The sequence below is a fragment of the Paenisporosarcina indica genome (genome assembly GCF_001939075.1).
Taxonomy (GTDB): Bacteria; Bacillota; Bacilli; order Bacillales_A; family Planococcaceae; genus Paenisporosarcina; species Paenisporosarcina indica.
In genome coordinates, this window is sequence record NZ_MPTA01000001.1 from 70,346 (window position 1) to 94,886 (window position 24,541).

General features: G+C 38.1%; 23 protein-coding genes. 14 read left to right on the plus strand and 9 right to left on the minus strand.

The window, feature by feature from the left end; genetic code table 11:
- Nucleotides 1-205 precede the first annotated feature (205 nt).
- On the minus strand, nucleotides 206-937 hold the full coding sequence (locus tag GY23_RS00345) for a class I SAM-dependent methyltransferase (protein ID WP_075617221.1): 732 nt from the start codon (nucleotides 935-937) through the stop codon (nucleotides 206-208).
- A gap of 450 nt (nucleotides 938-1,387) precedes the next feature.
- Between GY23_RS00345 and GY23_RS00350 the strand changes: the two genes are divergently transcribed.
- Nucleotides 1,388-2,686, plus strand: a complete 1,299-nt coding sequence (locus GY23_RS00350; protein ID WP_075617222.1) for a Zn-dependent hydrolase — start codon at nucleotides 1,388-1,390, stop codon at nucleotides 2,684-2,686.
- A 162-nt stretch (nucleotides 2,687-2,848) separates the two neighbouring features.
- Here GY23_RS00350 and GY23_RS00355 read toward each other — a convergent pair whose 3' ends face one another.
- On the minus strand, nucleotides 2,849-3,703 hold the full coding sequence (locus GY23_RS00355) for a dimethylarginine dimethylaminohydrolase family protein (RefSeq protein ID WP_075617223.1): 855 nt from the start codon (nucleotides 3,701-3,703) through the stop codon (nucleotides 2,849-2,851).
- 166 nt (nucleotides 3,704-3,869) lie between these two features.
- Here GY23_RS00355 and GY23_RS00360 point away from each other — a divergent pair, with 166 nt between their 5' ends.
- The 3 genes from GY23_RS00360 to GY23_RS00370 all read left to right on the plus strand — a co-directional run bounded on the left by GY23_RS00360 (nucleotide 3,870) and on the right by GY23_RS00370 (nucleotide 6,351).
- A complete protein-coding gene (locus tag GY23_RS00360; RefSeq protein ID WP_075617224.1) occupies nucleotides 3,870-4,601 on the plus strand; it encodes a YqcI/YcgG family protein in 732 nt (243 codons plus the stop codon).
- A gap of 336 nt (nucleotides 4,602-4,937) precedes the next feature.
- Nucleotides 4,938-5,933 (plus strand): YecA family protein, encoded by a 996-nt coding sequence (locus GY23_RS00365; protein WP_075617225.1) that lies wholly within the window; start codon nucleotides 4,938-4,940, stop codon nucleotides 5,931-5,933.
- A 148-nt stretch (nucleotides 5,934-6,081) separates the two neighbouring features.
- Nucleotides 6,082-6,351, plus strand: a complete 270-nt coding sequence (locus GY23_RS00370) for an excalibur calcium-binding domain-containing protein (RefSeq protein WP_075617226.1) — start codon at nucleotides 6,082-6,084, stop codon at nucleotides 6,349-6,351.
- Nucleotides 6,352-6,404: 53 nt separating this feature from the next.
- On the opposite strand, the gene GY23_RS00375 is transcribed toward GY23_RS00370, so the two are convergent.
- The 3 genes from GY23_RS00375 to GY23_RS00385 all read right to left on the minus strand — a co-directional run bounded on the left by GY23_RS00375 (nucleotide 6,405) and on the right by GY23_RS00385 (nucleotide 9,138).
- On the minus strand, nucleotides 6,405-7,280 hold the full coding sequence (locus GY23_RS00375) for an SDR family oxidoreductase (RefSeq protein ID WP_075617227.1): 876 nt from the start codon (nucleotides 7,278-7,280) through the stop codon (nucleotides 6,405-6,407).
- 426 nt (nucleotides 7,281-7,706) lie between these two features.
- The gene (locus GY23_RS00380) at nucleotides 7,707-8,537 is read right to left on the minus strand and encodes a hypothetical protein (protein ID WP_245827522.1); all 831 of its coding nucleotides are present in this window, start codon (nucleotides 8,535-8,537) and stop codon (nucleotides 7,707-7,709) included.
- A 151-nt stretch (nucleotides 8,538-8,688) separates the two neighbouring features.
- A complete protein-coding gene (locus tag GY23_RS00385; protein WP_075617229.1) occupies nucleotides 8,689-9,138 on the minus strand; it encodes a GNAT family N-acetyltransferase in 450 nt (149 codons plus the stop codon).
- Nucleotides 9,139-9,309: 171 nt separating this feature from the next.
- Between GY23_RS00385 and GY23_RS00390 the strand changes: the two genes are divergently transcribed.
- Complete coding sequence (locus tag GY23_RS00390; protein WP_075617230.1) at nucleotides 9,310-10,032, plus strand: gamma-glutamyl-gamma-aminobutyrate hydrolase family protein; 723 nt, start codon at nucleotides 9,310-9,312, stop codon at nucleotides 10,030-10,032.
- Nucleotides 10,033-10,265: 233 nt separating this feature from the next.
- On the opposite strand, the gene GY23_RS00395 is transcribed toward GY23_RS00390, so the two are convergent.
- Entirely contained in the window at nucleotides 10,266-11,765 is a 1,500-nt protein-coding gene (locus GY23_RS00395) for a UDP-N-acetylmuramoyl-L-alanyl-D-glutamate--2,6-diaminopimelate ligase (protein WP_075617231.1), read from the minus strand.
- Nucleotides 11,766-12,185: 420 nt separating this feature from the next.
- Nucleotides 12,186-12,959 carry an oxygen-insensitive NADPH nitroreductase gene (nfsA, locus tag GY23_RS00400; protein ID WP_075618195.1) on the minus strand — a complete coding sequence of 258 codons (774 nt, stop codon included), beginning with the start codon at nucleotides 12,957-12,959 and terminating at the stop codon, nucleotides 12,186-12,188.
- 24 nt (nucleotides 12,960-12,983) lie between these two features.
- On the opposite strand from nfsA, the gene GY23_RS00405 reads away from it, so the two are divergent.
- A complete protein-coding gene (locus GY23_RS00405; protein WP_075617232.1) occupies nucleotides 12,984-13,814 on the plus strand; it encodes an STAS domain-containing protein in 831 nt (276 codons plus the stop codon).
- A gap of 134 nt (nucleotides 13,815-13,948) precedes the next feature.
- On the plus strand, nucleotides 13,949-15,109 hold the full coding sequence (locus GY23_RS00410; RefSeq protein WP_075617233.1) for a YflT domain-containing protein: 1,161 nt from the start codon (nucleotides 13,949-13,951) through the stop codon (nucleotides 15,107-15,109).
- A gap of 772 nt (nucleotides 15,110-15,881) precedes the next feature.
- Here GY23_RS00410 and GY23_RS00415 read toward each other — a convergent pair.
- Entirely contained in the window at nucleotides 15,882-16,436 is a 555-nt protein-coding gene (locus GY23_RS00415) for a biotin transporter BioY (RefSeq protein WP_075617234.1), read from the minus strand.
- Between the two features lie 157 nt (nucleotides 16,437-16,593).
- Between GY23_RS00415 and GY23_RS00420 the strand changes: the two genes are divergently transcribed.
- The 3 genes from GY23_RS00420 to GY23_RS00430 all read left to right on the plus strand — a co-directional run bounded on the left by GY23_RS00420 (nucleotide 16,594) and on the right by GY23_RS00430 (nucleotide 18,911).
- Nucleotides 16,594-17,205 (plus strand): 3'-5' exonuclease, encoded by a 612-nt coding sequence (locus GY23_RS00420; protein WP_075617235.1) that lies wholly within the window; start codon nucleotides 16,594-16,596, stop codon nucleotides 17,203-17,205.
- A 279-nt stretch (nucleotides 17,206-17,484) separates the two neighbouring features.
- A complete protein-coding gene (locus GY23_RS00425; protein WP_075617236.1) occupies nucleotides 17,485-17,919 on the plus strand; it encodes a MarR family winged helix-turn-helix transcriptional regulator in 435 nt (144 codons plus the stop codon).
- A 71-nt stretch (nucleotides 17,920-17,990) separates the two neighbouring features.
- Nucleotides 17,991-18,911, plus strand: coding sequence for a DMT family transporter (locus GY23_RS00430; protein ID WP_075617237.1), 921 nt, complete (start codon nucleotides 17,991-17,993; stop codon nucleotides 18,909-18,911).
- Between the two features lie 37 nt (nucleotides 18,912-18,948).
- Here the strand turns inward: GY23_RS00430 and GY23_RS00435 are convergent, their stop codons facing one another.
- On the minus strand, nucleotides 18,949-19,176 hold the full coding sequence (locus GY23_RS00435) for a hypothetical protein (protein ID WP_075617238.1): 228 nt from the start codon (nucleotides 19,174-19,176) through the stop codon (nucleotides 18,949-18,951).
- A gap of 308 nt (nucleotides 19,177-19,484) precedes the next feature.
- On the opposite strand from GY23_RS00435, the gene GY23_RS00440 reads away from it, so the two are divergent.
- The 4 genes from GY23_RS00440 (at nucleotide 19,485) to GY23_RS00455 (ending at nucleotide 24,478) form a co-directional block, all read left to right on the plus strand.
- Nucleotides 19,485-20,678, plus strand: coding sequence for an aminotransferase class I/II-fold pyridoxal phosphate-dependent enzyme (locus GY23_RS00440; RefSeq protein ID WP_075617239.1), 1,194 nt, complete (start codon nucleotides 19,485-19,487; stop codon nucleotides 20,676-20,678).
- A 49-nt stretch (nucleotides 20,679-20,727) separates the two neighbouring features.
- On the plus strand, nucleotides 20,728-22,347 hold the full coding sequence (locus GY23_RS00445; protein WP_075617240.1) for a M20/M25/M40 family metallo-hydrolase: 1,620 nt from the start codon (nucleotides 20,728-20,730) through the stop codon (nucleotides 22,345-22,347).
- Nucleotides 22,348-22,860: 513 nt separating this feature from the next.
- The gene (locus GY23_RS00450; RefSeq protein WP_075617241.1) at nucleotides 22,861-23,910 is read left to right on the plus strand and encodes an S-layer homology domain-containing protein; all 1,050 of its coding nucleotides are present in this window, start codon (nucleotides 22,861-22,863) and stop codon (nucleotides 23,908-23,910) included.
- Between the two features lie 106 nt (nucleotides 23,911-24,016).
- A complete protein-coding gene (locus GY23_RS00455) occupies nucleotides 24,017-24,478 on the plus strand; it encodes a VanZ family protein (RefSeq protein WP_075617242.1) in 462 nt (153 codons plus the stop codon).
- Nucleotides 24,479-24,541 lie beyond the last annotated feature (63 nt).

Below are 24,541 nucleotides of genomic sequence, written 5' to 3' on the forward strand. Positions count from 1 at the left end.
CGTTCAATTTTGAACGAATGGCCGCCTTTAAATATATTACTACATTTACAAATTTAAAAACGTACGTTTATCATAAAGGGTTCTCTTCAGAGGTGTGTAACGTAACTAATTGACCTGTGAATAGCGATACTATGCGAAGTTCACAATATAAATTGCATAAAAAGCGCTTGGAACTCAAGCGTTTTTTGTTTATATATTTAACTGTTCACTTCGTACAAGAAAAAGCTAGTACGACCGGAATTCTTAGTCTTCTTTCGAACTCTTCGTCATTGGTGAAATGTTCACGTTTTGGTGTTCCTTCACGTAAATCAACTACTGAAAAACCAGATTTAGTAAGGGCTTTAAAGTAAAGTTCAATTGTTCGATGGTATTTTATAACTATTTTTTCAATCCAAGGTTCTTTTCTTTCTCCTTCGAGAAAATAGTCATCAACTATCCAGTTACTACGTATATCCCCTGTTTGTTTGCTTAAAAAGGAAGAAGTAGTGAGAGGATGTTGAACACTAAACACAAACTGACCATTATCTTTTAAGGTTTTATACACATTATGAAACAGTAAATGAATATCTGAAACATAGTGTATTGCGAAACGAGAAGTTACGAGTTCAAATTTATCTGTTGGGTAATTATAAGATTCCATTGTATCGTTACGAATTGTCCCATTTGCTCCAGACAAATTCATATTTGCGGAGGCAACCATTTGTTCAGAACCTTCTATTCCAGTATAAGACCCTGCACCTAGATTCAGTAATTCCTTGCCAAATGAGGCATCTCCACAACCTAAGTCTAAAATATTTTTATTTTTGAAATTACCAATGAGTTCATATATGATTGGGCTTTCGATAGCATTGTTTGGACTATTCTCTCTTTCTCTTCTCTTCATATAATTTTTTAAAAAATCTTCTTGGTCGTAAACACTTGCACCTCTAAACTCCATCTGCCCATTTCCCCTTTTATACTTTTTTTATATTTTTTGTAATATTCATTAAATATCTTGCCTTTGATATATTAACATATAAATTGTAAAATATTAGAACTATTTCATTACCAGCTTCACTTTTATTTTGTTCATCTACAAAATTTAAATAATCACACAAAAATTAGCACCGCTAAATGCGATGCATATTTGCTTTCTTTTTTAATTACTGTTAGTGGCTCGCTTTCGAGTTTTGCACTTCAGAAGAGTTTATCATTGACCTCTTTGGTAGGGTGGATTTTATCCTGACATAACACGAGATTCTGATATATTTCCACTTCATATACATAAATTAGGAATGAAATGGCTTACAAAAATTTAATAGTAAGAAATGTCTAATATCTTATTTACAAACAATTAAATTAGTGAGTATTCTAGTAAATAATCAGATAGAGGAAGGGGAATGAAATTTTGACACAGTCATTTGATTTGGCATATACATTGCTTGCGGATTATGATTCTACATGGTCTAGAGATGGGATATCAGGGGAACGGATTGCACAAAGGCTAGGAAAGTTATCGACTATCGGACTAACTGCTCAAAACGGTGTGACTCGAGTTGGGTTCTCACCATTGGAGCAAAGAGCAAAAGAACTTGTGATGGAATGGATGAAGGAAGCAGGAATGACGGTTATGCAAGACGGTGCTGGAAACGTGGTGGGTCGTATCGAGGGACAGAATCATGATGTGGCTGCAATTGCATCTGGTTCACACGTAGACAGTGTACCTGAAGGAGGCCATTTTGACGGACCGCTTGGTGTCATCGCTGCTCTTGAAGTCGTGGAAGCGTGGAAAGTGCAGGGAATTACTCCGGTAAAACCATATGAAGTATACATATTTACGGATGAAGAAGGAACTAGGTTTGACGGTGGAATGACAGGCAGTCGCATGATCACCGGCATCTTGGATATGGACAATCAAGTAACCTTAAAAGATGCGAACGGATTATCATTCGAAGAAGTCCTGGCGACAACAGGGAAAACGTTGGAAGGATTTTCGACGGCTACACGAGATAAATTAGGGATCGAGCGATTTATCGAAGTACATATTGAGCAAGGGAAAAAGTTGGAAAAAGCTAACTTGCCAGTTGGAATTGTAAAGGGAATAGCAGGTCCTTCCTGGACAGAAATTATCTTTGAAGGGAAAGCTGGACATGCAGGAAATACACCAATGGACGATCGACAAGATGCATTGACAGCTGCATCCGAATTGTTCTTGTATATTGAAAAAGCACCGACACTGGTTAATCGTACCAGCGTTGCAACGGTTGGGAAAATCCTCGTCGAACCGAATGGCTCAAACGTAATTCCAGGTAAAGTCACCTTGATAACGGATATTCGAGATATAGAAGCACATTCACGTGATCAAATCGTTTCAAATGTTGTGAACAAAGCCCACGAAATTGGCAAGTCGCGAAATGTTCTAGTAACAACTTCTGAAAAAATGCGAACCCCACCAGTACCGATTGGTGAAGAGATGACGGGAATCTTAAATCATGTATTTGATGAAATGAACATGGATAAAGAATATTTGGTGAGCGGTGCAGGGCATGACGCAATGATTTTTGGTGCACAAATCCCAGTAGCAATGATTTTTGCAAGAAGTAAAGACGGAGTCAGTCATAATCCTGCCGAATGGACAAGCCTAAATGACTGCACCATTAGTGCACACGTTTTGAAAAAAGCCATTGAACAGTGCATGAAGCTATAAGGAAGTGTTTTGAGGCCCTTTTGCCACTTTATCGTGAAGTGCCTGGCATTATCCAATTTATAAAACCGTCCGGTGCATTTGCTCCGGGCGGTTTTGATGGTTTAATATGCCATATTTCAAAAAGTACAAGTCATGTTGCATTTGATATTCAGCATGTAAAAATCACCCACGTTCTATCGGCATGGTGCAACATCTAAATGAACCCCCAGATTTAATAATCTCCGAGAAATCCACTTCAATAATCTCATACCCTTCAGCTCGCATTTTTTCATTAATATTTTTATTCATCGGTAAACTAAACACTTTTTTATTTCCTATAGAAAGGACATTTGTGCCCATCGTAAATTGTTCTTCTGGACTCACTTCAATTAAGTGATAACGTGTAGCCAGCATTTTTACCGTTTCGGCACTAAGGGCTTGCGGGAAAATCAGGGCATCTGTGGGGGAAAGAATATTAAAGATACAATCTAAATGTAAATATTTTGGGTCAAATGGAATCTGAATAAGTTCATAGTCTGGCAAATCAGTTTGTAGATGTGAAATGGCATGTTTACTTGTCCGATCACCTAATCCAACAAAGATGGTGTTTCCATCGATAATAACGTCGCCACCCTCAATATAATGTTCCGATAATTTTTCGAAAGGTAAGTGGTGCGTGTCTAACCATTTCTCTAAGATTGTTTCTTCCCCTCGGCGAATTGAACTGGCCATTTCAGCCACAAATGTTTGATTGCCTAGAGTAAAGCCAATGTCCCTTGTGAAAACTTGTTCAGGATACGTTTCATTCGCAGATAAAGAAATAACCTCGATCCCTTGTGAACGCATTTTTTCAACAAATTCCTGATGTTGATTTAAAGCACGATCAACATTGATATTTTGATCAATAAATTGTTTTTGACAATCATTAATAACTTCATCAATCGACATAAATTGTGGTTCACATACGATTACTTTACGTAAGATATCATATTCACTGTGACAACTTGTTTCAAATACATCTATACTTTCTTGGTTCATCGTTTTTCCTCCATGGGATATGTATTGTTTCTCATGTTATTCCCGATTTCTCAAATATTTAACATGAAAAGTAAATATTTAAATGTGACAACGTTTGTTTTGAAAGACTTTGTAATGGGTAGTTCGTTAGTACATGTGAAAAAAAATGTTCGGTGGAGGAGATTTCATGTTAACGAAACAACAAGCATTATTAACGAAAGACGATTTTTCAACTAGAACGGATTTACCCGAATGGTTACTTCATGAATATCAAACATTTCATCAAACAGTGACCGATAAAACATTTCCTTGTTATTTCGGAATGAGTGGAGAGTTAAAAGGGGAATTACGTTACGGCTATATCCTGCAAGATGACTGGACTAATCTACCGAAAATCATCGAAGGGTTTCTCGACTTATTTAAAGAACCAAAACATAAACGACATGGATTATTTGTTTTTGTTGAACCATTTGAAGTTGAAGGGAATTTAGAACAATATCGCAAACAGTTTTGGGATATCTTACAGTATTTACACGAAGTAGATCCGATTGAATGGCCAACTGAAGCACCTCGTGATCCAAATCACCATCTTTGGGACTTCCGTTTTAAAGGGGAACCCATTTTCGTATTTGGCAATGCCCCAGCTTATAAGCAAAGGAAGACACGTCATTTAGGAAATTCAATGGTTCTTGGATTCCAACCTAGAAAAATATTTCAAGGACTTGAAGGCACGGAAAAGGGAGGAATAATGTCACGCGATAAAGTGCGCGAACGAGTAGAAGCTTGGGATCAATTGCCGAAACATCCAGATATAAGCCATTTTGGTGATCCAAATCATAATGAGTGGAAACAATTCTTTATTGGTGATGATATTGAGCCAATAAAAGGGAAGTGTCCATTTAGTCATAAATCAATGTAAAAAGCAGACCACAATTCATTGAGTTGTGGTTTTTATGCGGGATTGTAATGGAAAATATTGGGCGAAACCGAATGAGTAACAGTTATTGCCAATTAAAATTAGAATAATGCCGATTAAAATTCAATCCATGCCGATTAAATCACGGTTGATGCCGATTTAAAAAATTTTAAAGAGGAATAGCCCACTCACACAAGATATACCTTCCACATTGTCCTGCAACGACAAAATGTCTGTTGTTTCTCTTACGTTTGTCCCACGTCCTTCGCCCCCTATAAACGAGACTCAATGCATGTTACACTAGAGTGTAGACTTTTTAAATATAAGGACGTGTTTTAAATGGTAGGACGAAATGACCCGTGTCCATGTGGCAGCGGAAAGAAATATAAGAAATGTTGCGAGCGAAAAGAAGCGGTCTCTGTCGAAGATGTTCGTTCAGAAGAGTTAGATCGTTTATTGCAATCATTTTATGATGAATATCCAGAACGAAAAGATTACTCTGCACTATTAAGTGTAATGGATGATTGGAAATTCAAGTTACAACAATTCTTGGACGAAGAAATGATAGAAGCAATTGCAATAGATGAATTCTTCTTCCATCAAAAACCTGACATTTGGTTGAAATATATCGAAAAGCAACAGAAAAAAACAGTTCGCCCAGCAGTGGTCAAGGTATTGGAACAATGGAAAACACCTACTGTCCTACTTGGTGAAGTAATGGAAATCGAACAGGATTATATGTTGGTCAAAGATATCCTAACGAACGAACTACTTCATTTGAAACGGGAAAGTGAAAAGCCAGTACCTGTTGGCGTTCATCTCTTCTGCTTCATCTTGCCAGATATCAGCCTAAAAGATCTACACTATTTGGCTGTTTCAAGTTTGATCTTTATTCCATTAGATCATCGTGACGTGATGAAGACTTATGCAAAAAACAACGCTGTCGCTAATAAAGAAGAAGCAGCGGATTTCTTGAAAAACCATTTTATAGAGTTCTGGGAACTTCTCGGATCGAATGGCTATGGTGGGGGGGAATTTACAGATTTTGAAGCGGGGATTTTGCTCGAAATCATGGACCGTCTGGAAAAACAAAATCGTAATCCGAAACGACTAGTAAACATTGTTGAAGACTACTTGGTCGTTAACCAGCCTAATGCACGAAAAGAAGCAGCTGTTGCTGCGGGTGCCATTCGATTTGGTCAAGAACACCAGTTATTTGATGGACCATACTGGAGTTTCAAAGAAATCGCGGAATGGTACGGAGTGTCCACTCATTCATTGAATAAGTATTACAAAGACATTAATGAGTTTTATTTAACAGCAGCTGTAAAATAAACTATTTAGCCCGTCGGAGATGTAATTCCGTCGGGTTTTTCATTTTTATAAAGTAATCTCTTACGATTTTGTATTGCTACTTCTATAGACAAGTAATAGTAATTTAATGTATGATATTGGAAATTACTGTTGATGGAGGAATTATTTGATGAAAAAGGGAATTGCAATGCTTCTAATAATAAGTCTGGTATGTGGATATGTTGGGTCAACACAAGTGGAAGCGACGCCTAAAGTAAACCTGAAGACTTATAAAAATTGTACTGAAATAAACAAGGTTTATCCTGGCGGGATTTCTCGTGCTTCAAATGTAAAAAATGTAGGTGGAGCTACAAAGCATAAACCATTTGTGAATTTGAAGTTGTACGATTTAAACAAGAAAAGTGATCGTGACAAAGATTTCATCGCTTGTGAACGATAAGAAAGAAAAAACAGAGAAAGCCCATCGACTCAAAATCGATGGGCTTTCCTGATTTACGAAGTAATGAAATCTCCACCATTCACATGAAGGGTCTGTCCGATCATGTAACTTGAATCCGTGGAGGCTAAAAATACATAGGCTGGGGCGTTCTCAGCTGGTTGTCCACGTCTCTTCATAGGTGTGTCATCCCCGGCTTTTGCCACCTCTTCTTTATCAAATGTAGCCGGAATAAGTGGCGTCCAGATTGGACCAGGTGCAACGGCATTGACGCGAATGCCTTTTTCAACTAAGTTCAATGCTAAAGATCGTGTGAATGTCGTGATGGCACCTTTGGTTGCAGAGTAATCGATTAAATGTGGCGATCCTCTATAAGCAGTAACAGACGACGTATTGATAATTGCATCTTCTTTGGATAAATGAGGGAGGGCAGCTTGCGTTAAGTAAAACATTGAGAAAATATTAGTTGAAAAAGTTTCCTGTAATTGATCCGGTGTAATCTTCAAAAAATCCTCCGTAGGAAATTGTTTACCCGCATTATTCACCAATATATTTAATTGACCAAACTCCGTAATTACTTGGTCTATCACATCGTGACAGTTTTCATCATCGCTTAGATCCGTTGCGATATGTAAGGCTTTCCCTCCATATGCTTCAATTAACTTTACTGTTTTTTCAGCGTCACTGTGTTCGTCTAAGTAGGCAATGGCAATATTTGCACCCTCCTTAGCATATGCGATAGCAACTGCACGACCAATTCCGCTGTCGCCACCCGTGATCAGTGCAACTTTTCCTGCTAATTTACCAGAACCTTTGTAGTTTTCATCATCATAAATAGGTTCCGGGTCCATCTTCGATTCAATACCGGGTTGTTGTTCCTGTGTTTGTCCTTTGATTTCTTGATGAATTTTTTCATATTTATCTTTTGTCATAATCTAAATCTACCTCCTAATATTCTTCATACATCAGTTATTCCCTTCATTAGTCGATTCAAACGAAAAAGAAAAGTTACCACGAGGGTAACTTTTCTTTTTAATCTAATTTTTTTATTGTAATAGCAGCATTTACGATTGTGTGTTTACAACAATCAGAGGAGGGTAAGATGAGGTGTTCAGGGCCGTACGCCTCGATTCTAAGCGTTAAATCGGTATATGCTTGGATGCGAATAATCATATTCCCTACGTTTGGTGAATTTCCGCATGATTGACTATATGTGGTTCCTGCCAATTCATGATCATTATTTGCAAAAAGTGTAAGCCTGTTCGCTTGATCACTGGTTATTTGATAATAGATTTCGTAATCCCCTTCGTCTCGAATTGAGATAATCGAATCGCCCGGGGTGTGTTTGATTCCATCGGTCAGAATGCCATGATGGTCGAATGAAATATCTCCTTCTTCATCAAAACATTGTTCTTCCGTATTGTAAATATATGCATACTGGGAAATACCACCTGCATCCCCCTTGGATCCTTTGAATCCCATATGACCACGAGGACCCCGCTCACCACGGAGACCTGGAAATCCTTTAGGTCCTTGAGGGCCAGTATCGCCAGTATCCCCTTTAAAACCTTGGAATCCCATATATCCTCGAGGACCACGTTCACCCGGGATTCCTTGGGGACCCGTATTGCCAGAATCCCCTTTATCACCCGGGATTCCTTGAGGACCCGTATCCCCCTTGCAACCAGGTGGTCCTTCAGGTCCAGTTTGTCCTTCAGGTCCAGTTTGTCCTTTAGGACCCGTATCCCCCTTGCAACCAGGTGGTCCTTCAGGTCCAGGTGGTCCCTTAGGTCCAGTATCCCCCTTGCAACCGGGTGGTCCTTCAGGTCCAGGTGGTCCCTTAGGTCCAGTATCCCCCTTGCAACCGGGTGGTCCTTCAGGTCCAGGCGGTCCCTTAGGTCCACCAGTATCTCCCTTACATCCAGGTGGTCCCTTAGGTCCAGGTAGTCCTTGAGGTCCAGTATCCCCCTTACACCCAGGCGGCCCTTGTTCACCAGTTTCTCCAGGAATCCCTTGAGCACCTCTAGGTCCAGGTATTCCTCTAGCTCCTCGTGGACCAGCAGGACCTTTATCTCCAGGAGGACCCGAATCACCTTGAGGTCCAGGAAATCCCCTAAGTCCTCTTGAACAACGACAACCGTGATTATTTCCACATTTACTGCAATTATTTTTCTTATCCATTTTATCACCTCTCTTGACTATTAGCGTATTCACTAAGAATTAAGAGAGGTGGACATTTGTTTAGGGAGATGAAGTTAAGTTATGTGAAAGTAACAACGCTTGGGGGTAGGGGCATCGTTGAATTTCATGAGATTTAGTGCTTTATTTTTAGAACCTCACTTATCTGATTAGCGATTTTAAAAATTTCACTTCACCGTCTGCACGAAATTGTTCAATATAGCCTAGTTTGGTATGAGCAAAAAAGCTTCCTACATTAAAATCTTCCACATCTGAAGCGATTTGTTCGCATCCTAGTGCGATTGACCACTGCTCAACAGCTTGAACTAATTGCTTTCCATGACCATTCAGTCGGAATTCTTCTTTAATAAACCAACCTTCAATATATCCAGCCCGTCCATAAGTGTTATGTGCATTTTGATGGATGGCTGCTTCAATAAATCCGACAGGTTGATAATTTTTGAGCAAAATAAATCCTTGAAGCGTTTGGGGGGAGTTCAGTTGCTCATTAATTTCTTCAGTATGTTTCTGTAAGGGACAATCCGGCCATAAATCTGCTCTCATTTCTATCCAACTAGGAATGTCATGTTTTGTCATTTTACGAATAATCAATGTGATAGCATCCTTTCAATCGAATCTCTTGTTTGATTTATTCTATCAAATTAATGGAAGAAATTAATAGTCGATAAAGATAGGATAATATTGGAAAGTTTAAAACGTTTTAAGTAGTTTCTTTAGGGTATATATTATGATGGATAAATGAAAAAAGAAGGACTGATATAGATGAAGCCGCTAATTGGTATTACAGCAGAAGTAAGAGAGGATGGCAATTATTTTATGCCTCCAGTATATGCAAATACTATAACACAAGCAGGAGGAATCCCGGTTTTAATTCCAGTTTTACCTGACGAGGATTTAGACTCATTATGTGAACAAATTGATGCTTTATTTGTAACCGGTGGGGAAGACATTGATCCTTCCTACTATGGTCAAGACCCTCATATTCATTTGGGGAAGATTACTCCAAGTTTAGATGCCATGGAACATGCGCTTGTACAGAAAATTTTGGAATTAGATAAACCATATATTGGCGTTTGCCGTGGATTGCATATGTTAAACGTAGTCACAGGGGGATCTCTTTATCAAAGTATTCACTCTCAACGTGAAGAACCTGTGATGCAGCATAAACAAAAATCAGAGCGAACTCATCGTTCGCATCCTGTGAAATTGGATAAAGATAGTATGATGTACGACATGCTAAAAGTTGAAGAGTTCAAAGTGAATTCGTATCACCATCAAGCATGCAATGAAGTTGGAAGTCCACTTAAAGTCGTTGCACGTGCTTTGGATGGAATTATTGAAGGCATGGAAAGTACGGAGCATACCTTTGTTTTTGGCTTTCAATGGCATCCAGAGGAATTCGCACTTGTTGGAGATGAGCCGTCAAAACGTATTTTTAAAGCATATATCGACGCTGCAAAGAAACGTAAACAACGTGATAACTAAATTAAAACTATTGGCTATATGCCAATAACTTTATTGAATTTAAAAACTAAATAATTCAAACTGCCCCGAACCCAGTGCAGGATAATCAGAAATAGGAGGTGAGTGCTAAGTGAGGAAATCACATAGCGCCCACCTCTTTATTCTTTAGATTATTGTTCAGCATTGAGGCATCCATATCCATAGCTAACTGAGAACCTGAATGTGAAAGTGACCTGACACTATTCGTCATAACACTATACGCTTAACGTTGTTTTACTGAAGAAATCATTTATGATCTGTTCGTCAGAGTGAGGGATATGTTCGCCACGAACAATTTGACAACCATTTATACAGCCACTTGTGAGTAAGACGATATCACCAGGTTGACTAACTTCCAAGGCTTTAATAACTGCTTCTTTTCGAGAAGGTGCTGTATGGACTTCTTGTAAAAAAGGTTCCTCGAAGCCGCTAAGTACAGCATCCACCACTACCCATGGATTATTATTTCCAGGATGATCGACTGTTACGACTATAACTTCAGCTTTACCTTCTGCTGTTTTTGCCATTTTTGGCATTTTGGCAAAATCTCGAATCCCAATTCCAGCTATTAATGTAATTAAGCGGTTGTGCGGTAGTTTTCTAACAGCCTTCATAATCGCATCTAGTGCAACGGGTGTATGAGCGTAGTCGAGAACAATTTTTCTACTTTCAGGCCCATGAATCACTTGAAAACGACCGTCAACTTGTTGCATTTTTGGTAAAGCAAACAGAATGTCCTCTAGGGATACGCCAATTAATAAAGCAGCCCCAATTGCAGATACTAAATTTGCTACGTTATATTCCCCGAAAATTGGAACGCTGATCCGATGTGATTCGCCTTTGTAAAGAAGGTCAAACGACATGCCGTCTGATTGGTGTTGAATGTTTGTCCAAATTAAGTGAGCTGAGGAGTCGACATTCTTTGAGTACGTTAAAAATGGTTTTTGGACGACTTGTAAAATGTCTTGCCCCATTCCAAAATCGTCCAAATTAATGACGCTTGCTTTTGATTGCTTAAACAATTTTAGTTTGGACATTTTGTAATGATCTAAAGTTTTATGATATTCCATATGTTCTTCCGAAAAATTTGTATGAATGGCAACATCAAATTCAAACCCACTTACCCGATGTTGATCAAGAGCGATGGACGATACTTCCATCGAAGCGGCTTTATCGCCAGATGTAACAAGTAGATTAAAGACTGTTTGCAAATCTGAGGACATCGGTGTAGTTGGTGTACTTTTTTTAATCGAAAGTTTTTCAGTTGAGGTATAAATACCATTCGTTCCAAGCATTCCACATGGGATTCCCACTAAATTAAACAAATCACGGACATAAGTAGCAACGGTTGTCTTTCCGTTTGTACCAGTAACGCCTATTTTGATTAATTCATCGCACGCGTGAAAATTAAATTCAACAGCTACATGAGCAAGTGCTTCCCGTGAATCGTGGACAAGCAAAAAGGTAACATAAGGGTATGCATGTACATAAGATTCAATTTGTGCTTTGTCTGAACCGACAACGGTTGAAGCACCATTCTGGATTGCTTCTTCTATGTAGATGTGGCCGTCGGTTTCTTCTCCAATAATACAAAAAAATGCAGACTGATACTGTACTTCCCGTGAATCGTATTCGATTCCTGATGTGTGCTGAGTAGATGGTCCATAAATTTGGAGCATATTTATAAGGGGGAGGTGAGTCCAATGAATATCCATGACATGCTCCTTTTTTATTCAAGTTAGTTCTTTCAGTGTACCTGAGATGCCATTCGACAAGATGCAAGGTATTCCCCGCGATTCTTCCATACCCGTTTTCAAGTTATTTAAAACAAACAACCTAACGTATACGTATATTTAGTATGCTTAATAATCTTGATGTAATGCTTTCCAAAATTTATTTCCGAATTTTATAGATTGAAACTAAAAAAGCCGTCTCACCAATAAGTGTGAGAACGGCTTCTGAAATTCTGTTGGTTAATGTACATTTGCGCTGGCAGATGGTTCAGAATGAGTAAAAAAATGAAAACTGCACACTTGTAGGTCCTATTCTTCACGATCTTACGGCATGCAATGCGTAAATGCACTCTTTGTTAATGAAAATTAATAGCTGACTTTAGCCAAGTTTAAACTTACATGTTATTTCCAAGTAAAGCCACGCGACGCTAAGAAACCCTTTATATGTGTTCGTCTAGGTACTTTTAAGAAATCAGCCATCGATTTGGTCCAGTTGGTTGATTTTTGGTTGGATCCACGAGTTTCATAATACTCTTCCATGGTTTTATCGTAAGCGGATAATAAAGAGTGGTATTTCTCCGAATCATAGCCATTCTCATGTAAAATGGCTTCGACAGGTAACCGAGGTTTCACTTCATGTTGTTCATCAGGTACACCCACTGTCATGGCGAATACTGGGAAAACACGTTCTGGAAGATCTAATAATTCGCTAATTTCCGTAGGTTTATTGCGAACACCTCCTATATAGCAAATACCATATCCTTTTGACTCTGCTGCAATAGCTAAATTTTGTGCGAAAATGGCAACATCTGCAGTACCTACTAGTACATTTTCAGCACTATCCGTTACAATGGTAGTATCGTTCATCAATCCAGCAACGTGAAGTCTTTGGAAGTCAACGCAGCACACTAAAACGGCTCCTGCTGTTTCCATTTGAATCATGTTCTTGGATAATTCCCCTATTTTTTTCTTGATTTGTTCATCAGTTACCCAAACCACACTGTAAGCTTGGACAAAATGAGAACTTGCCGCATGTTGTGCAACAGAGATGAGTTCACTTATTTGTTCTTTAGAAAGTTGTGAATTTTTATATTTACGAATAGAGGTATGTGACGACAATAAATCGAATATCAATTGTATCAGCTCCTTTCCACGTATCTTATCAGAAAGGGACATAATATGAGAAGGAGAATCACCCGCATGCATCAAAACAGAGACCTATACGATTATTTATATAAAAGAACTCGACAATTAACAAATGACTGGTATGACTCGATTGACAAAACTACAGTAACTGGAGTTTATGCATCGAATGATCCCGACGTAATAACTCGCTTGAAAGAACAAAATTTCAGCTTTCACGTACATTTAATTCAAATATTTAAGGAGAGTGAAGAAAGCTTCTTTGATAGTTTTGAAGAATGGGTGAATGAAATCGCTTCTGATTCAGGACATCAATCAACACCCGTACATACGATTTTAAACGAATTTTTAAATGTGCAAGTTCAATATATTCACATGATCGAAGAGTTTGCTAAAATACAAAATCGAAACATTACAAATGAAGCCGCATATTCCTGGATTCACGTCATATTAAAAGTTTTTGGAAAAGTGATGATAAGATTTGTTGAAGTCCATGAGAAAATCGCAACACAAAGACTAATTAGCCAACAAGAAATAATTAACGAATTAAGTGCACCTGTCATAAAATTAAAACCTGGCATTGGTTTGCTTCCATTAGTAGGAGTAATCGATACAAATCGAGCAAAATATATCCTTGAAAATACACTGATGGAATGTAGCAAACAAAGTATTAGTCATTTGTATATAGATATATCCGGTGTGAATGTACTTGATACAATGGTTGCGATGCAAATTTTCCATTTAATTGATACTTTAAAAATAACAGGTGTTAAAACATCATTATCCGGTGTTCGCCCCGAAATCGCACTGACGGCTGTGCATCTTGGATTGGATTTCAAAGATATTCATATCACTGGAAATCTTTCGCAAGCATTGAATTTTAAATGATGATAATGAAACCTACATTCATGTAGGTTTTTTTGTTTGTCTATATTACAAACCGATTAAATACTATCAAAAGAGTTTAACTTGATTTCATGGTGGGGTAGATAGAGTGTAAACCATTATGAGGAGGCACTCACATGAATGCAGAGTCAAATCGTAGAATTGAAGTAGCTCGAACGGAAGACGAAATGTATGAGAGATTAGAACAGATGAAACTCCAAGGTTACGCGGAAAGTGATATTCATGTCATCTCAAGTGACCGTAATCAAATGCATACGCTTAATCGATATTCTGATGTATCTACCCATGAAGCAGGTACATTTATAGACAAGTTTAAATCTTGGTTTACAGGTGATGACGCAATAAAAGAAGGATTGAAAAAGTTGGATTTAACTGATTCAGAAACTAATCGTTACGCTCAAGATGTGGCGAGTGGTGGATTTGTATTATTCACAGATCAGTCACCCACTTTAAATGAAGTCGTGGGATCCAATCAAAATGAGTTTGAAGAAGAGTATGACACCATTGGCACTTCAGGTAATAGTTATGAATCTTATCATGGAGAAGAACGACCAGTCCTAGCAGTAGAACCTGGATTCGAGGATCGAAAACAAGATGGGACAAATACTTTTGTAAACAATAACGAAGAATACACGACTACTACAGGTACAGAATTTGTAGAATCACGTTTTAATGAAACAGAACCGCTCGTTAGTGAAGAAGCACGAGCAAACATAAATGATACCACTACTTTTGGTGCTGACGAGCCAAGAAGTGACATGACTTCTAAGAGTAATAGAGAAGAACCACAAAGTGATTATGCAAAAGAGCAAGGATTTACAGCATCCACTAATCAATTTGTAAATGAACCAGAAACACGTTTGGATGAACCGCAAGATCGATTTGCACGTGGAGAGACTTTCTCCACAGATCCATACCTGACACGAGAGAAAGACCATATCGGTCACTCCATGCAAGAGGACAGTTGGGTGCAAAAAAATCGCCCAACACTAAATGAATCCATTACAAATGAACAACAAACGGATGGTTTTCAATCTCCGGGGGCGGATCCGAATTTAGGACCTGCGCCATTTGGTAGCGTTGTAGAATCGGACCCTTCATTTGACGATAAGAAACATGACTTTGAAAAAGATCCCCGCACGTTTAACAATCGTGGAGATGGGGAAGAATATACACTGAGTGAGAGTGAAGAAAATGTTCTTACTAACGAATATGAAGAAAAACTTGATCATGATAAGTATCGAGCAAATGTACCGCAAAACAACAAGTTGTTTTAGGTACCAATAACTTGGCTATAAGATGACCTCCTTATAGATAAACCCCTTGCAGAATTCAGCGGCTGCAGGGGGTTTTGTGCGAAAACTATTAATTGTGGTTATTAACAAAAATGAGAACTCCAATTAAGGGATTCTCATTTTTTGATTTTATATATTGTTAATAATAACGATAAATAAAACAATTCGTGCACGTTTAAATGAATTGTAAAAGAAAGACCATACCCTCAAAAGAATAGAAAACTGACTGGAGCGCTGACACGAAATTACCCAAAATCTAGAAATGAGAGAATTCGTTATCTGAAAGAGAATCATGGTATTGATTAATATATTGTCATTAAAAAGAGGGTGAATTAGATAATTTGATGGAAAAAGCATGATAAATATCATATTTCGACTTACAAATGACAGTACACTCCAAATATTTCCCGGGTAATAAGTATATGCGGAAATTTGGTTATAAAGAAGAATAAAGAAGTCATTATAAAGATAAAGATTCTGCAAGCTCTACAGATAAATTTACGGCCTCTTGCTCGTTAGCAATTGAGTATTTAATAAGTTGATAAATTCAAACACCCGCATCCATTAACCTCTTTAGCAGCATATTCATCTCTTTTTTTATGCATGTAAATAAAAGTGAAGAAGTTGAACATTAAGGCAGGATTGGCTCTTACTAATTTTAAAGGGATGGATTCTTCTAAATATCAAAAGAAACACCATCTACCCACAAAGGATTTTTCCTTAATGGGTAGATGGACGACATTCTTTCAATATTCTATGCGATGCTGGCTGGTAGTAATTTTGCAGAAGATAAGCGTTTACGTACTAGAATGCCTATAAATGCAGCTAATACGGCTTTGACAACACCGATGATAAGAAATGGAGTGACTCCACCGGTTAATGCTGCCATCCAACTAAGCTCTGCACTGAATTTTAACCAGACAGCACCGCAAGTTAATGTGATGATCATACCGATGATGTTTGCGATGACTGCATGAGTCATAGTCAAACCAAGACGTTCAATATACCAACCGATAATAAATGCAGCTGGAATAAATCCTAGAATATAACCGCCTCGTGGACCAAAAACAACCCCAAGTCCTGACTCCATCATACTAAACACAGGAACTCCAACTACACCTAACAAGATATAAACCAAAACTGAAAGTGTCCCGTAACGTTTTCCTAAAATTGTTGCGGCTAATCCAATCGCAAGTGTTTGACCGGTAATTGGGACTAGGGGAAGCGGAATTGTTATTTGTGCCATAATCCCGATTATCGCTGCGAATAAAGCAGTGACAATTAACATTTTTAAATTTTCATTTCTCATTTTACATCCTCCAATGGTTTAGTAAACTAAAAATATTATTTGGTTAACACAAATTATCGTAAGTAAATTTAATTGATTAGTCAATAGTCTATTAACAATTTATGAAAAAGGGTATATAGTTTCTATAAAGAGAGTTTATAAGTACGGAGGACATGATATGAACAATCAAAATAAAACAGGGCTAGACTTATTAACAGAAAAGTCGCGTCAGCAATATTGGGCAACTAAAAAAACACCGACTCCTAAAAAATATAATCCTTCTGTAAAAAAAGTGAAAGATTATGTAGTACTTGATTTTGAGACTACCGGATTACGCGCAGGGACTGACCAAATCATCCAAGTAGGTGCTGTGAAATTTCGAAATCATGAAAAAGTGGGTGTGATTAATCAATTAGTCAATCCTTCACGCCCTATTTCGACACGCATTACTTCATTAACTGGGATATCAAATGACATGGTGAAAAATGAACCAAAAGTCGAGCGGGTCATTCTTCAGTTAATTGATTTCATGGAGGATCTTCCGATTGTCGCACATAACGCATCATTTGATATGGGGTTTTTATATGGACTTGATGACAGACTGGATATTCCGCGATATACAGTCATTGACACATTAAAACTGGCTCGAAAAGTAATAAAAGCATCACCGAATCATAAATTAACAACATTAGCACAATATTTACAACTGGAGCATCATGCACATGATGCCTTGGGCGATTGCCTTGTCACAGCACAAATTTATCAATATTGTCTAGCACAATCTACTTAACTAACTCTCGTTAAGTAGATTTTTTTAGGTTAAACCAGTATAAAATCTTGTGTTTTTTCAAAAAGAAAATATCAGATTCATATGTCTAGCTCCAAGCCCCAGCTGTCACCTAATCTTCTTCTCCACATACGAAAGCAAGCTTTTGATACGGTTCTGCAAGCATCAGGTGTCGAGCTAGAGTGGCGTTTTGCGTTTTTCTTGTTGACAATTCATTTCGTGTGGCGTAATATTTGCGTCTGATTATGCTATTCAACTATTTTAATTTGAAGGAGTTTCGAAATGGAAAATCGTAAAGAATTAATACTTGAATTCACACGTTCGTTCCGATATTTAGTACGTGCAGTTCGACAGGATTTTGCTGTCGAATTTGAAGGATATATCCCATTTAGTGAATTCACAGTACTTCGTGCATTAGAAGACGACCGCACACTCAGGGTGTCAGATGTTGCACGAAGAATGAATACTACAAATAGCTATGTCACGTTAACGAGTGAAAAACTTGTTCAAAAAGGATTCATTATACGAGAGCGAAATGATATGGATCGCAGAAGTGTCTATTTAACTTTGACAGATGAAGGGTTAGCACTTGTTAAGCAAATGGATGAAATTGTATACGCTTATTACAATGAAACATTTGGTGACATTACAAATGAAGATATGAATCAGGTCATCAACATTCTTCAAAAGATCAAACCATATGATAAAAAGGATTAATCAGATCAAGTACTTAAAATTAATTACCTAATGATTTTTTGAATCCGAAATAAATGGTGAGGTGAAAGCCAGTGAAACAATGGAAAATCTATGGCATCTTGGTCTTCGTCATGTTTTTGTGGGGCTTTAACTTACCAGCAGTCAAGTTTTTAGTAAGTGAAGTTGGTCCTGTTACAACGAGTGCCTTTCGTATATTCTTAGCTAGCGTAGTCGTGTTTTCAATATTAGCCGTGCTTAAAATGGTCAGAAAACCGACAAAGCAAGAGTGGAAATATATTGTGTTGGGTGCCTTTTTAAATGTGGTTTGTCATCATTATTTCTTATCACTAGGATTAACTATGACAACGAGTTCCAATGCAGGATTAATTCTCGGAACTGGCCCAGTATTGACAGCCGTTTTAGTTTCATTATTTATGAAAAATTATCCTACTCGTTTGCAATGGTTCGGTGCAGTTTTAGGTTTGATTGGAGTAAGTGCAACTGTACTTGCTGCTGGAGATGGAACGTCGGGGATATCTCTCGGTGATGTGTTGGTATTCTTGTCGATTTTCACCCAAGTATTTAGTTACCTCGTAATTAGTAAAGCTGCTTCAGCAATAGATCCCAGATTACTCACCGCTTATATGTTCTTGGTCGGATCAGCAATATTATTTGTAATCAGTTTGATACAAGAACCTGGGGAAATCAAGGTCCTTATTAATGTGCCCCCAATTTTTTGGATTGCATTCATTGGTAGTGCCGTGTTCGGTACTGCAGTAGGGCACATGCTTTATAATTATTCAATTGGAAAAGCTGGCCCATCAAAGGCTGCGATCTTTATGAATTTAAATACTCTGTTTACATTGATTGGATCATCTATATTTTTAAATGAAAAAATCACTCAGCAACATATCCTCGGTCTTGTACTTATTGTTACAGGCGTTCTTTTCGGCTCAGGGGCTGTAGAAGACATATGGAATAAATACAAAACAAAGAAATCCGTCTCAGAATGAGACGGATTTTGTCATCGTATAATCAAAATGAAAGTACTTAATATGACCCTCTATTCATTCGATCAGCAACTTTGTAAGCATCATAGATTCCCCATATCCACACAAGCGGGAAAGTAATGAAACCAATTAATACAAACATTAATGCAGAATTGAGTATTTGCAAGCCAATTAATAGTAAACCTTTTATGATTTGCCCATTATAGATTTGCCCAACTCCGGTCCAAAAGAAACTTAATACAGCTGCGATTCCAGGATTTTTTAACAATATAATCCTCCTCAATATTCTCTACTTATTATACGGATAAACTGCAAAAAAGATTCATAATTTATGGCAGTTGTCAAAATAGCAGGATTTCACACGAATAATAACCCTATTACATGCTACCATTAAGCATCCGAAAAAGTTACTAAAATACAGAATTATATAAAGAATATTTCTATACACGACAAGTTTTGTAGGCTATACTCCACATAAACTAGTATGGAGAAATTAATGCAAGATAAGTAACTTACCAGCATATGCTTTATAATGAAAGAAGATTTTTTTATTATAATGAGAAAGGTTCGTGAATCATGCCCCTTACAATAAATGAACGAATTACCCAAATCGCAGTTTCTGGCATTCGTCAATTTTCTAATCAACTCGTCGATTATCCTGATGCAGTAAATTTAACCATCGGCCAACCTGATTTTCCAACACCCGAAAGCGTCAAACAAGCTGGAATTCATGCAATCACTAATAATTTGACAGGATATTCCCATAACGCGGGTCTTATTGAACTGCGTCATGCAGTTAGTCGTTTTTTTAACGAGAAATATCATTTTTCCTATAAAGCTGAAACTGAAATTATCATAACCATTGGAGCAAGCGAAGCAATCGATGCCGTCTTTCGCACAATCTTGGAAGAAGGAGACGAAGTGATTCTTCCAGCACCTTGTTATACAGGCTATGCACCGATTATTACAATGTGCGGTGCAAAGGTAAAGTATCTAGATACTTCCGATACAGGATTTCAACCTTCTCCCGAGCGATTAAAAGGTTTGATAACAGAGAAAACTAAGGCTGTTTTGTTCAATTTCCCGTCGAACCCAACTGGCGTTACCATTGACCATGATCAAATGGATCAATTAGCAGCAGTATTGAAGGAACAAGAAATCTTTATATTATCCGATGAAATATACAGTGAAAATACATTTGTCGGGGAGCATCGTTCATTTGCTGGCTATCCTGAACTAAGAGATCGTTTATTTGTCATTCATGGGTTATCAAAATCGCATTCGATGACTGGTTGGCGTATTGGCTTTTTATTAGGACCAGAAGCACTCATGCAACATTGCATTAAAATTCACCAATACAATTCAATATGTGCGCCACTCCCAAGCCAATACGCAGCAATTGAAGCACTTGGAAATAGTAGGCATGTACCTGCTGAAATGAATAAAGAATACATCGTTCGCCGTGATTATGTCTATGGTCGTCTAAGGGCGATGGGACTTGATGTCGTTAAACCGAATGGTGCGTTTTACATTTTTCCTTCTATTAAAGACTTCGGCTTGACCTCGTTTAGTTTTGCGACGCATTTATTAAAGTCAGGCGGAGTTGCTTGTGTTCCAGGAAGTGCTTTTAGTGAATATGGTGAAGGGTATATCCGGATTTCATATGCGTATGCCATGCCAGTATTAGAAAAAGGAATGGATCGTATGGAATCTTTCATTGCCACGTTAAGGGAAGAACGTACGATTGTTCCTGACAAAAAGTTGATATAGTTCGTAATACCAGTAGATCTAGAAATTTCACACTAGGGGGATATATTTTATGAAGGAACTTTTGTGGTATACACCCGAAGCCCTAAGGTCGCTACTATGCGAAGTAGTCAGCTGGAAAAGTATGACTTCTTCTGATGGTGAGCGTGAATTCCCATTCAAGGTTCAATCGAAATTACAGGACATTCCTTACTTCCAAGACCATCCTGATTTAATCGAATTAACTGACGCAGACCATGGACGGAGGTTTTTGACAGCACTGTATAAACATCCGGAAGCAACCGAAACCGTTGTTCTGATTAGTCATTTTGATACTGTTAATACCGAGGAATATGGAGACCTTGAAGCATTGGCTTTTGAACCGGAAATGTTGACGAAAGCTTTGCATGAAAGGAAAGACGAATTGCCAGAGGACGCAAGGATTGACTTGGAATCAGGTGCTTATTTGTTCGGCCGAGGTACGATGGATATGAAAATGGGCCTTGTGTTGCATATGGGCTTGATGGAAAAAGCGTCAACAGAAAATTGGCCTATCAATTTGATGCTACTGAGCGTCCCAGATGAAGAAGTGAACAGCTCAGGAATGAGAGCGGCTGTTTCCAAACTAATTGATCTGCGCGAACTACATCATCTTTCATATAAATTATTTTTGAACAGCGAGCCTGTATTTTCTCAACAACCTGGTGATGAGCAATACTATATTTATTCAGGAAGTATTGGGAAAATTATGCCATCCGCTTTATTTTATGGGATGGAAACGCATGTAGGGGAACCGTTAAGCGGAATTAATGCAAACTATATTGCCTCCTATTTAACACAACGTATGGAATTCAATCCATTATTTCAAGAGACCGTTCTCGGAGAAAAAACGCCATTGCCCGTCTCTCTCCAACAGAAGGATTTGAAAATGGAGTATTCAGCCCAAACACCATACCGGGCCACCGCACTATACAATGTGTTCTTGCTGGAACAAAACGCTGCTGACGTCATGGACATTTTTGAAAAAGTGGCAACGGAAGCGGCAACTGCCTGTAATCAAGATTATCAGGTCATTTGCACACGTGAAGGCGTGGAACCAATCGGTAATATTACTGTCCTGCGTTACGAAGAATTATTAAAACATGCCGTTCGGAAATTTGGGCAAGCTTATGTGGATAGCGTGAAAACAACGGTCCGTGATCATATGGAGTGGGATGACCGTGAAAAATCCTTTCGAATCGTCGACACACTGATGATTCAATGTCAGGAACTCGCACCGGCAATGGTGTTATTGTTTGCACCTCCATATTACCCAGCAGTTAATTCGAGTGAAAATCCACTCGTGGAGGAATGTGTAAACTACATCAAAGAACTTGGAATATCTGAGTTCAATCTTGCCGTTGAAAGAATGCATTACTTTAATGGCATCTCAGATTTAAGTTATGTAAACTACACTGATGACACAGGTGGATGGCAAGTTTTTGAAAAAAACACACCAGTTTATGGAGATACGTACTCCATTCCTTTTGACGAAATGGGCCAACTCAGTGCACCGGTTCTTAACGTCGGACCTTTCGGTAAAGACGCACACAAACGGACAGAACGACTTCATATTCAAAGTGCTTTTGTCGAATTACCCCAAATACTCAGTGGATTAGTAAAAAATGTGCTTATTAATAAAGTGGAAATATAAAAAGGAAGTCCCTTCAAATTGAAGGGGCTTTCTTTTTGGACAGTTTTCTAGCATTCGCGAGTGTGTATCGTGAAGACTCATGGTGATATCAATATAACTCCCGCAATCATGGAAAATGCAACGACATATTGAGAGAAGTGGGGATCTACAAAATATAAACTGCTTGAAATGACGCGTATAGGTAGAGATTTCATTCTCTAGCGCATCGCACGGTGATATCTGAATAACTCAAGTTGATATCTGTACAAGAATACGAGATATCTGTATAAGGCGGACATATTTCTGAACAAGCACCCTTTATATCTGGACAAAGCAAAAACTAGCCCGATACATGTGCTTGAATTGGTGCCATTTGACTGGCAAATGGCAGGTATAGTTATAGATTTCATTTTCTAGCGCCTCGCAACTGGATATCTGTTAATCCCCAATAGTGCCATCTTCCTGCCTCTTTTTACTCATTCGAAATTATCAGATTTTTGATAGAGTAGTAAAAAATAGAGAGGAAGTGAGAGAATGAAACGACTAAAAATTCTAGTTGGTTTTTTATTGATATTCATGTTGTTCATTCCTACAAGTACACTGGCTACTGGTTTTTCTGATGTATCAACATCACATTGGGCATATGAATCAATTAATAAGTTGTCAAATGCAAAAATAATAAATGGCTATAGTAACGGAGTTTTTGACCCGGAAAACCGTGTTACTCGTGCACAAGCCGCGAAAATTATTGCGGGTGCCCTTGAGATTCCACTTAATTCAACTTATAAAGTAAGTTATCAAGATGTTCCTTCAACGCACTGGGCGTATCAAGAAATTCGAGCATTATCGGAGAAAGGCATTTTTTCTGATGCCACGAAGTTTAATCCGGATGCATCCTTAACAAGGGCACAAATGGCGAAAGTATTAGTCAATAGTTATCAAATCAAAATGGATGATAATCATCAAGCAAGTTTCAAGGATGTCTCGAAAAACCATTGGCATCCGTACATTACAACACTGGCAGAAGTACGGATTTCCGAAGGGGTGACAAGGAATACCTTTAACCCGGACGGTAAAGTTAGCCGAGCACAAATGTCCGTCTTTGTCGATCGAGCCATGACGTGGGATCAAAAACGAGACTCGGGTGTCATTAAGTATGACACCGCGAAGAAAATGTATGTGGATTCTTCACCCGTTGTTTCTGATAGCGCAACAGAAACTGCGAAGTTAGTGAATATTGAAAGGGCAAAAGCGGGTCTTCCGTTACTTACGATTGATGCACCGTTATCGAAGATTGCTAAAGTTAAAGCCGAGGACATGGTTAACAACAATTATTTCGCTCATACATCTCCAACTTACGGTGAACCGTGGGATATGGCAAAACGATTTGGATACAGCTATCGAAGCTTCGGAGAAAACATTGCTTATGGTCAACCTACACCAGAAGACGTGGTAAAAGCATGGATGAATTCTCCGGGTCATAAAGCCAATATATTAAACAATAGCTACACAAATATCGGAGCTGGCATCGCTAAGAAAACGAACGGTCAGATCTATTGGGTACACATGTTTTCTAGTAAATAAATATAATTTACTAGGTGGTAACCATATGGTTGACTGTCGCTTATATTATGAAAAATAAGGATGAAAAAAATCCGTATAAATGGAAAAAATATGTTAAACTAAAAACATGAAAAAATACATTCTTTTAATTCTTATTTTACTAGCTCTCTTTTATTCTTCGGGCCAAACTTACGAAGAGCAATCACTTATTCCAGATTTAAAACGTTATCTACCAAATGAACCATTGAAAGGAATTCTCTCTACTTTGCAAGTTCCTTACTGGGGGACTACCGTATCAATAGAGGAAAGAGGTTATCATGCGTTCGTTGAATTTCTAATTAGAAAAGGTGCTCATGTCTTCATTTTTGGAGCATTAGCAGCAGCCATTTATTATGCGATTCGAAAGTTCTTCCTTGCTTTTGCTGTCACGGTCATCTTCGCAATCATTGATGAATATCACCAATCTTTAACTGGCGGTCGAACTCCAACGATTCATGATGTATTGCTAGATTCCTTTGGTGCAGCATTGGTGTTACTAGTGATTTTTTTAATAAAAAAGTATAGATCTAAGCGAAAAAAGTCCACTTAAATTAGTGGGCTTTTTTACTTCAATTCGATAAAAATATCCTGACCACATGATGTCGGCCAGGAT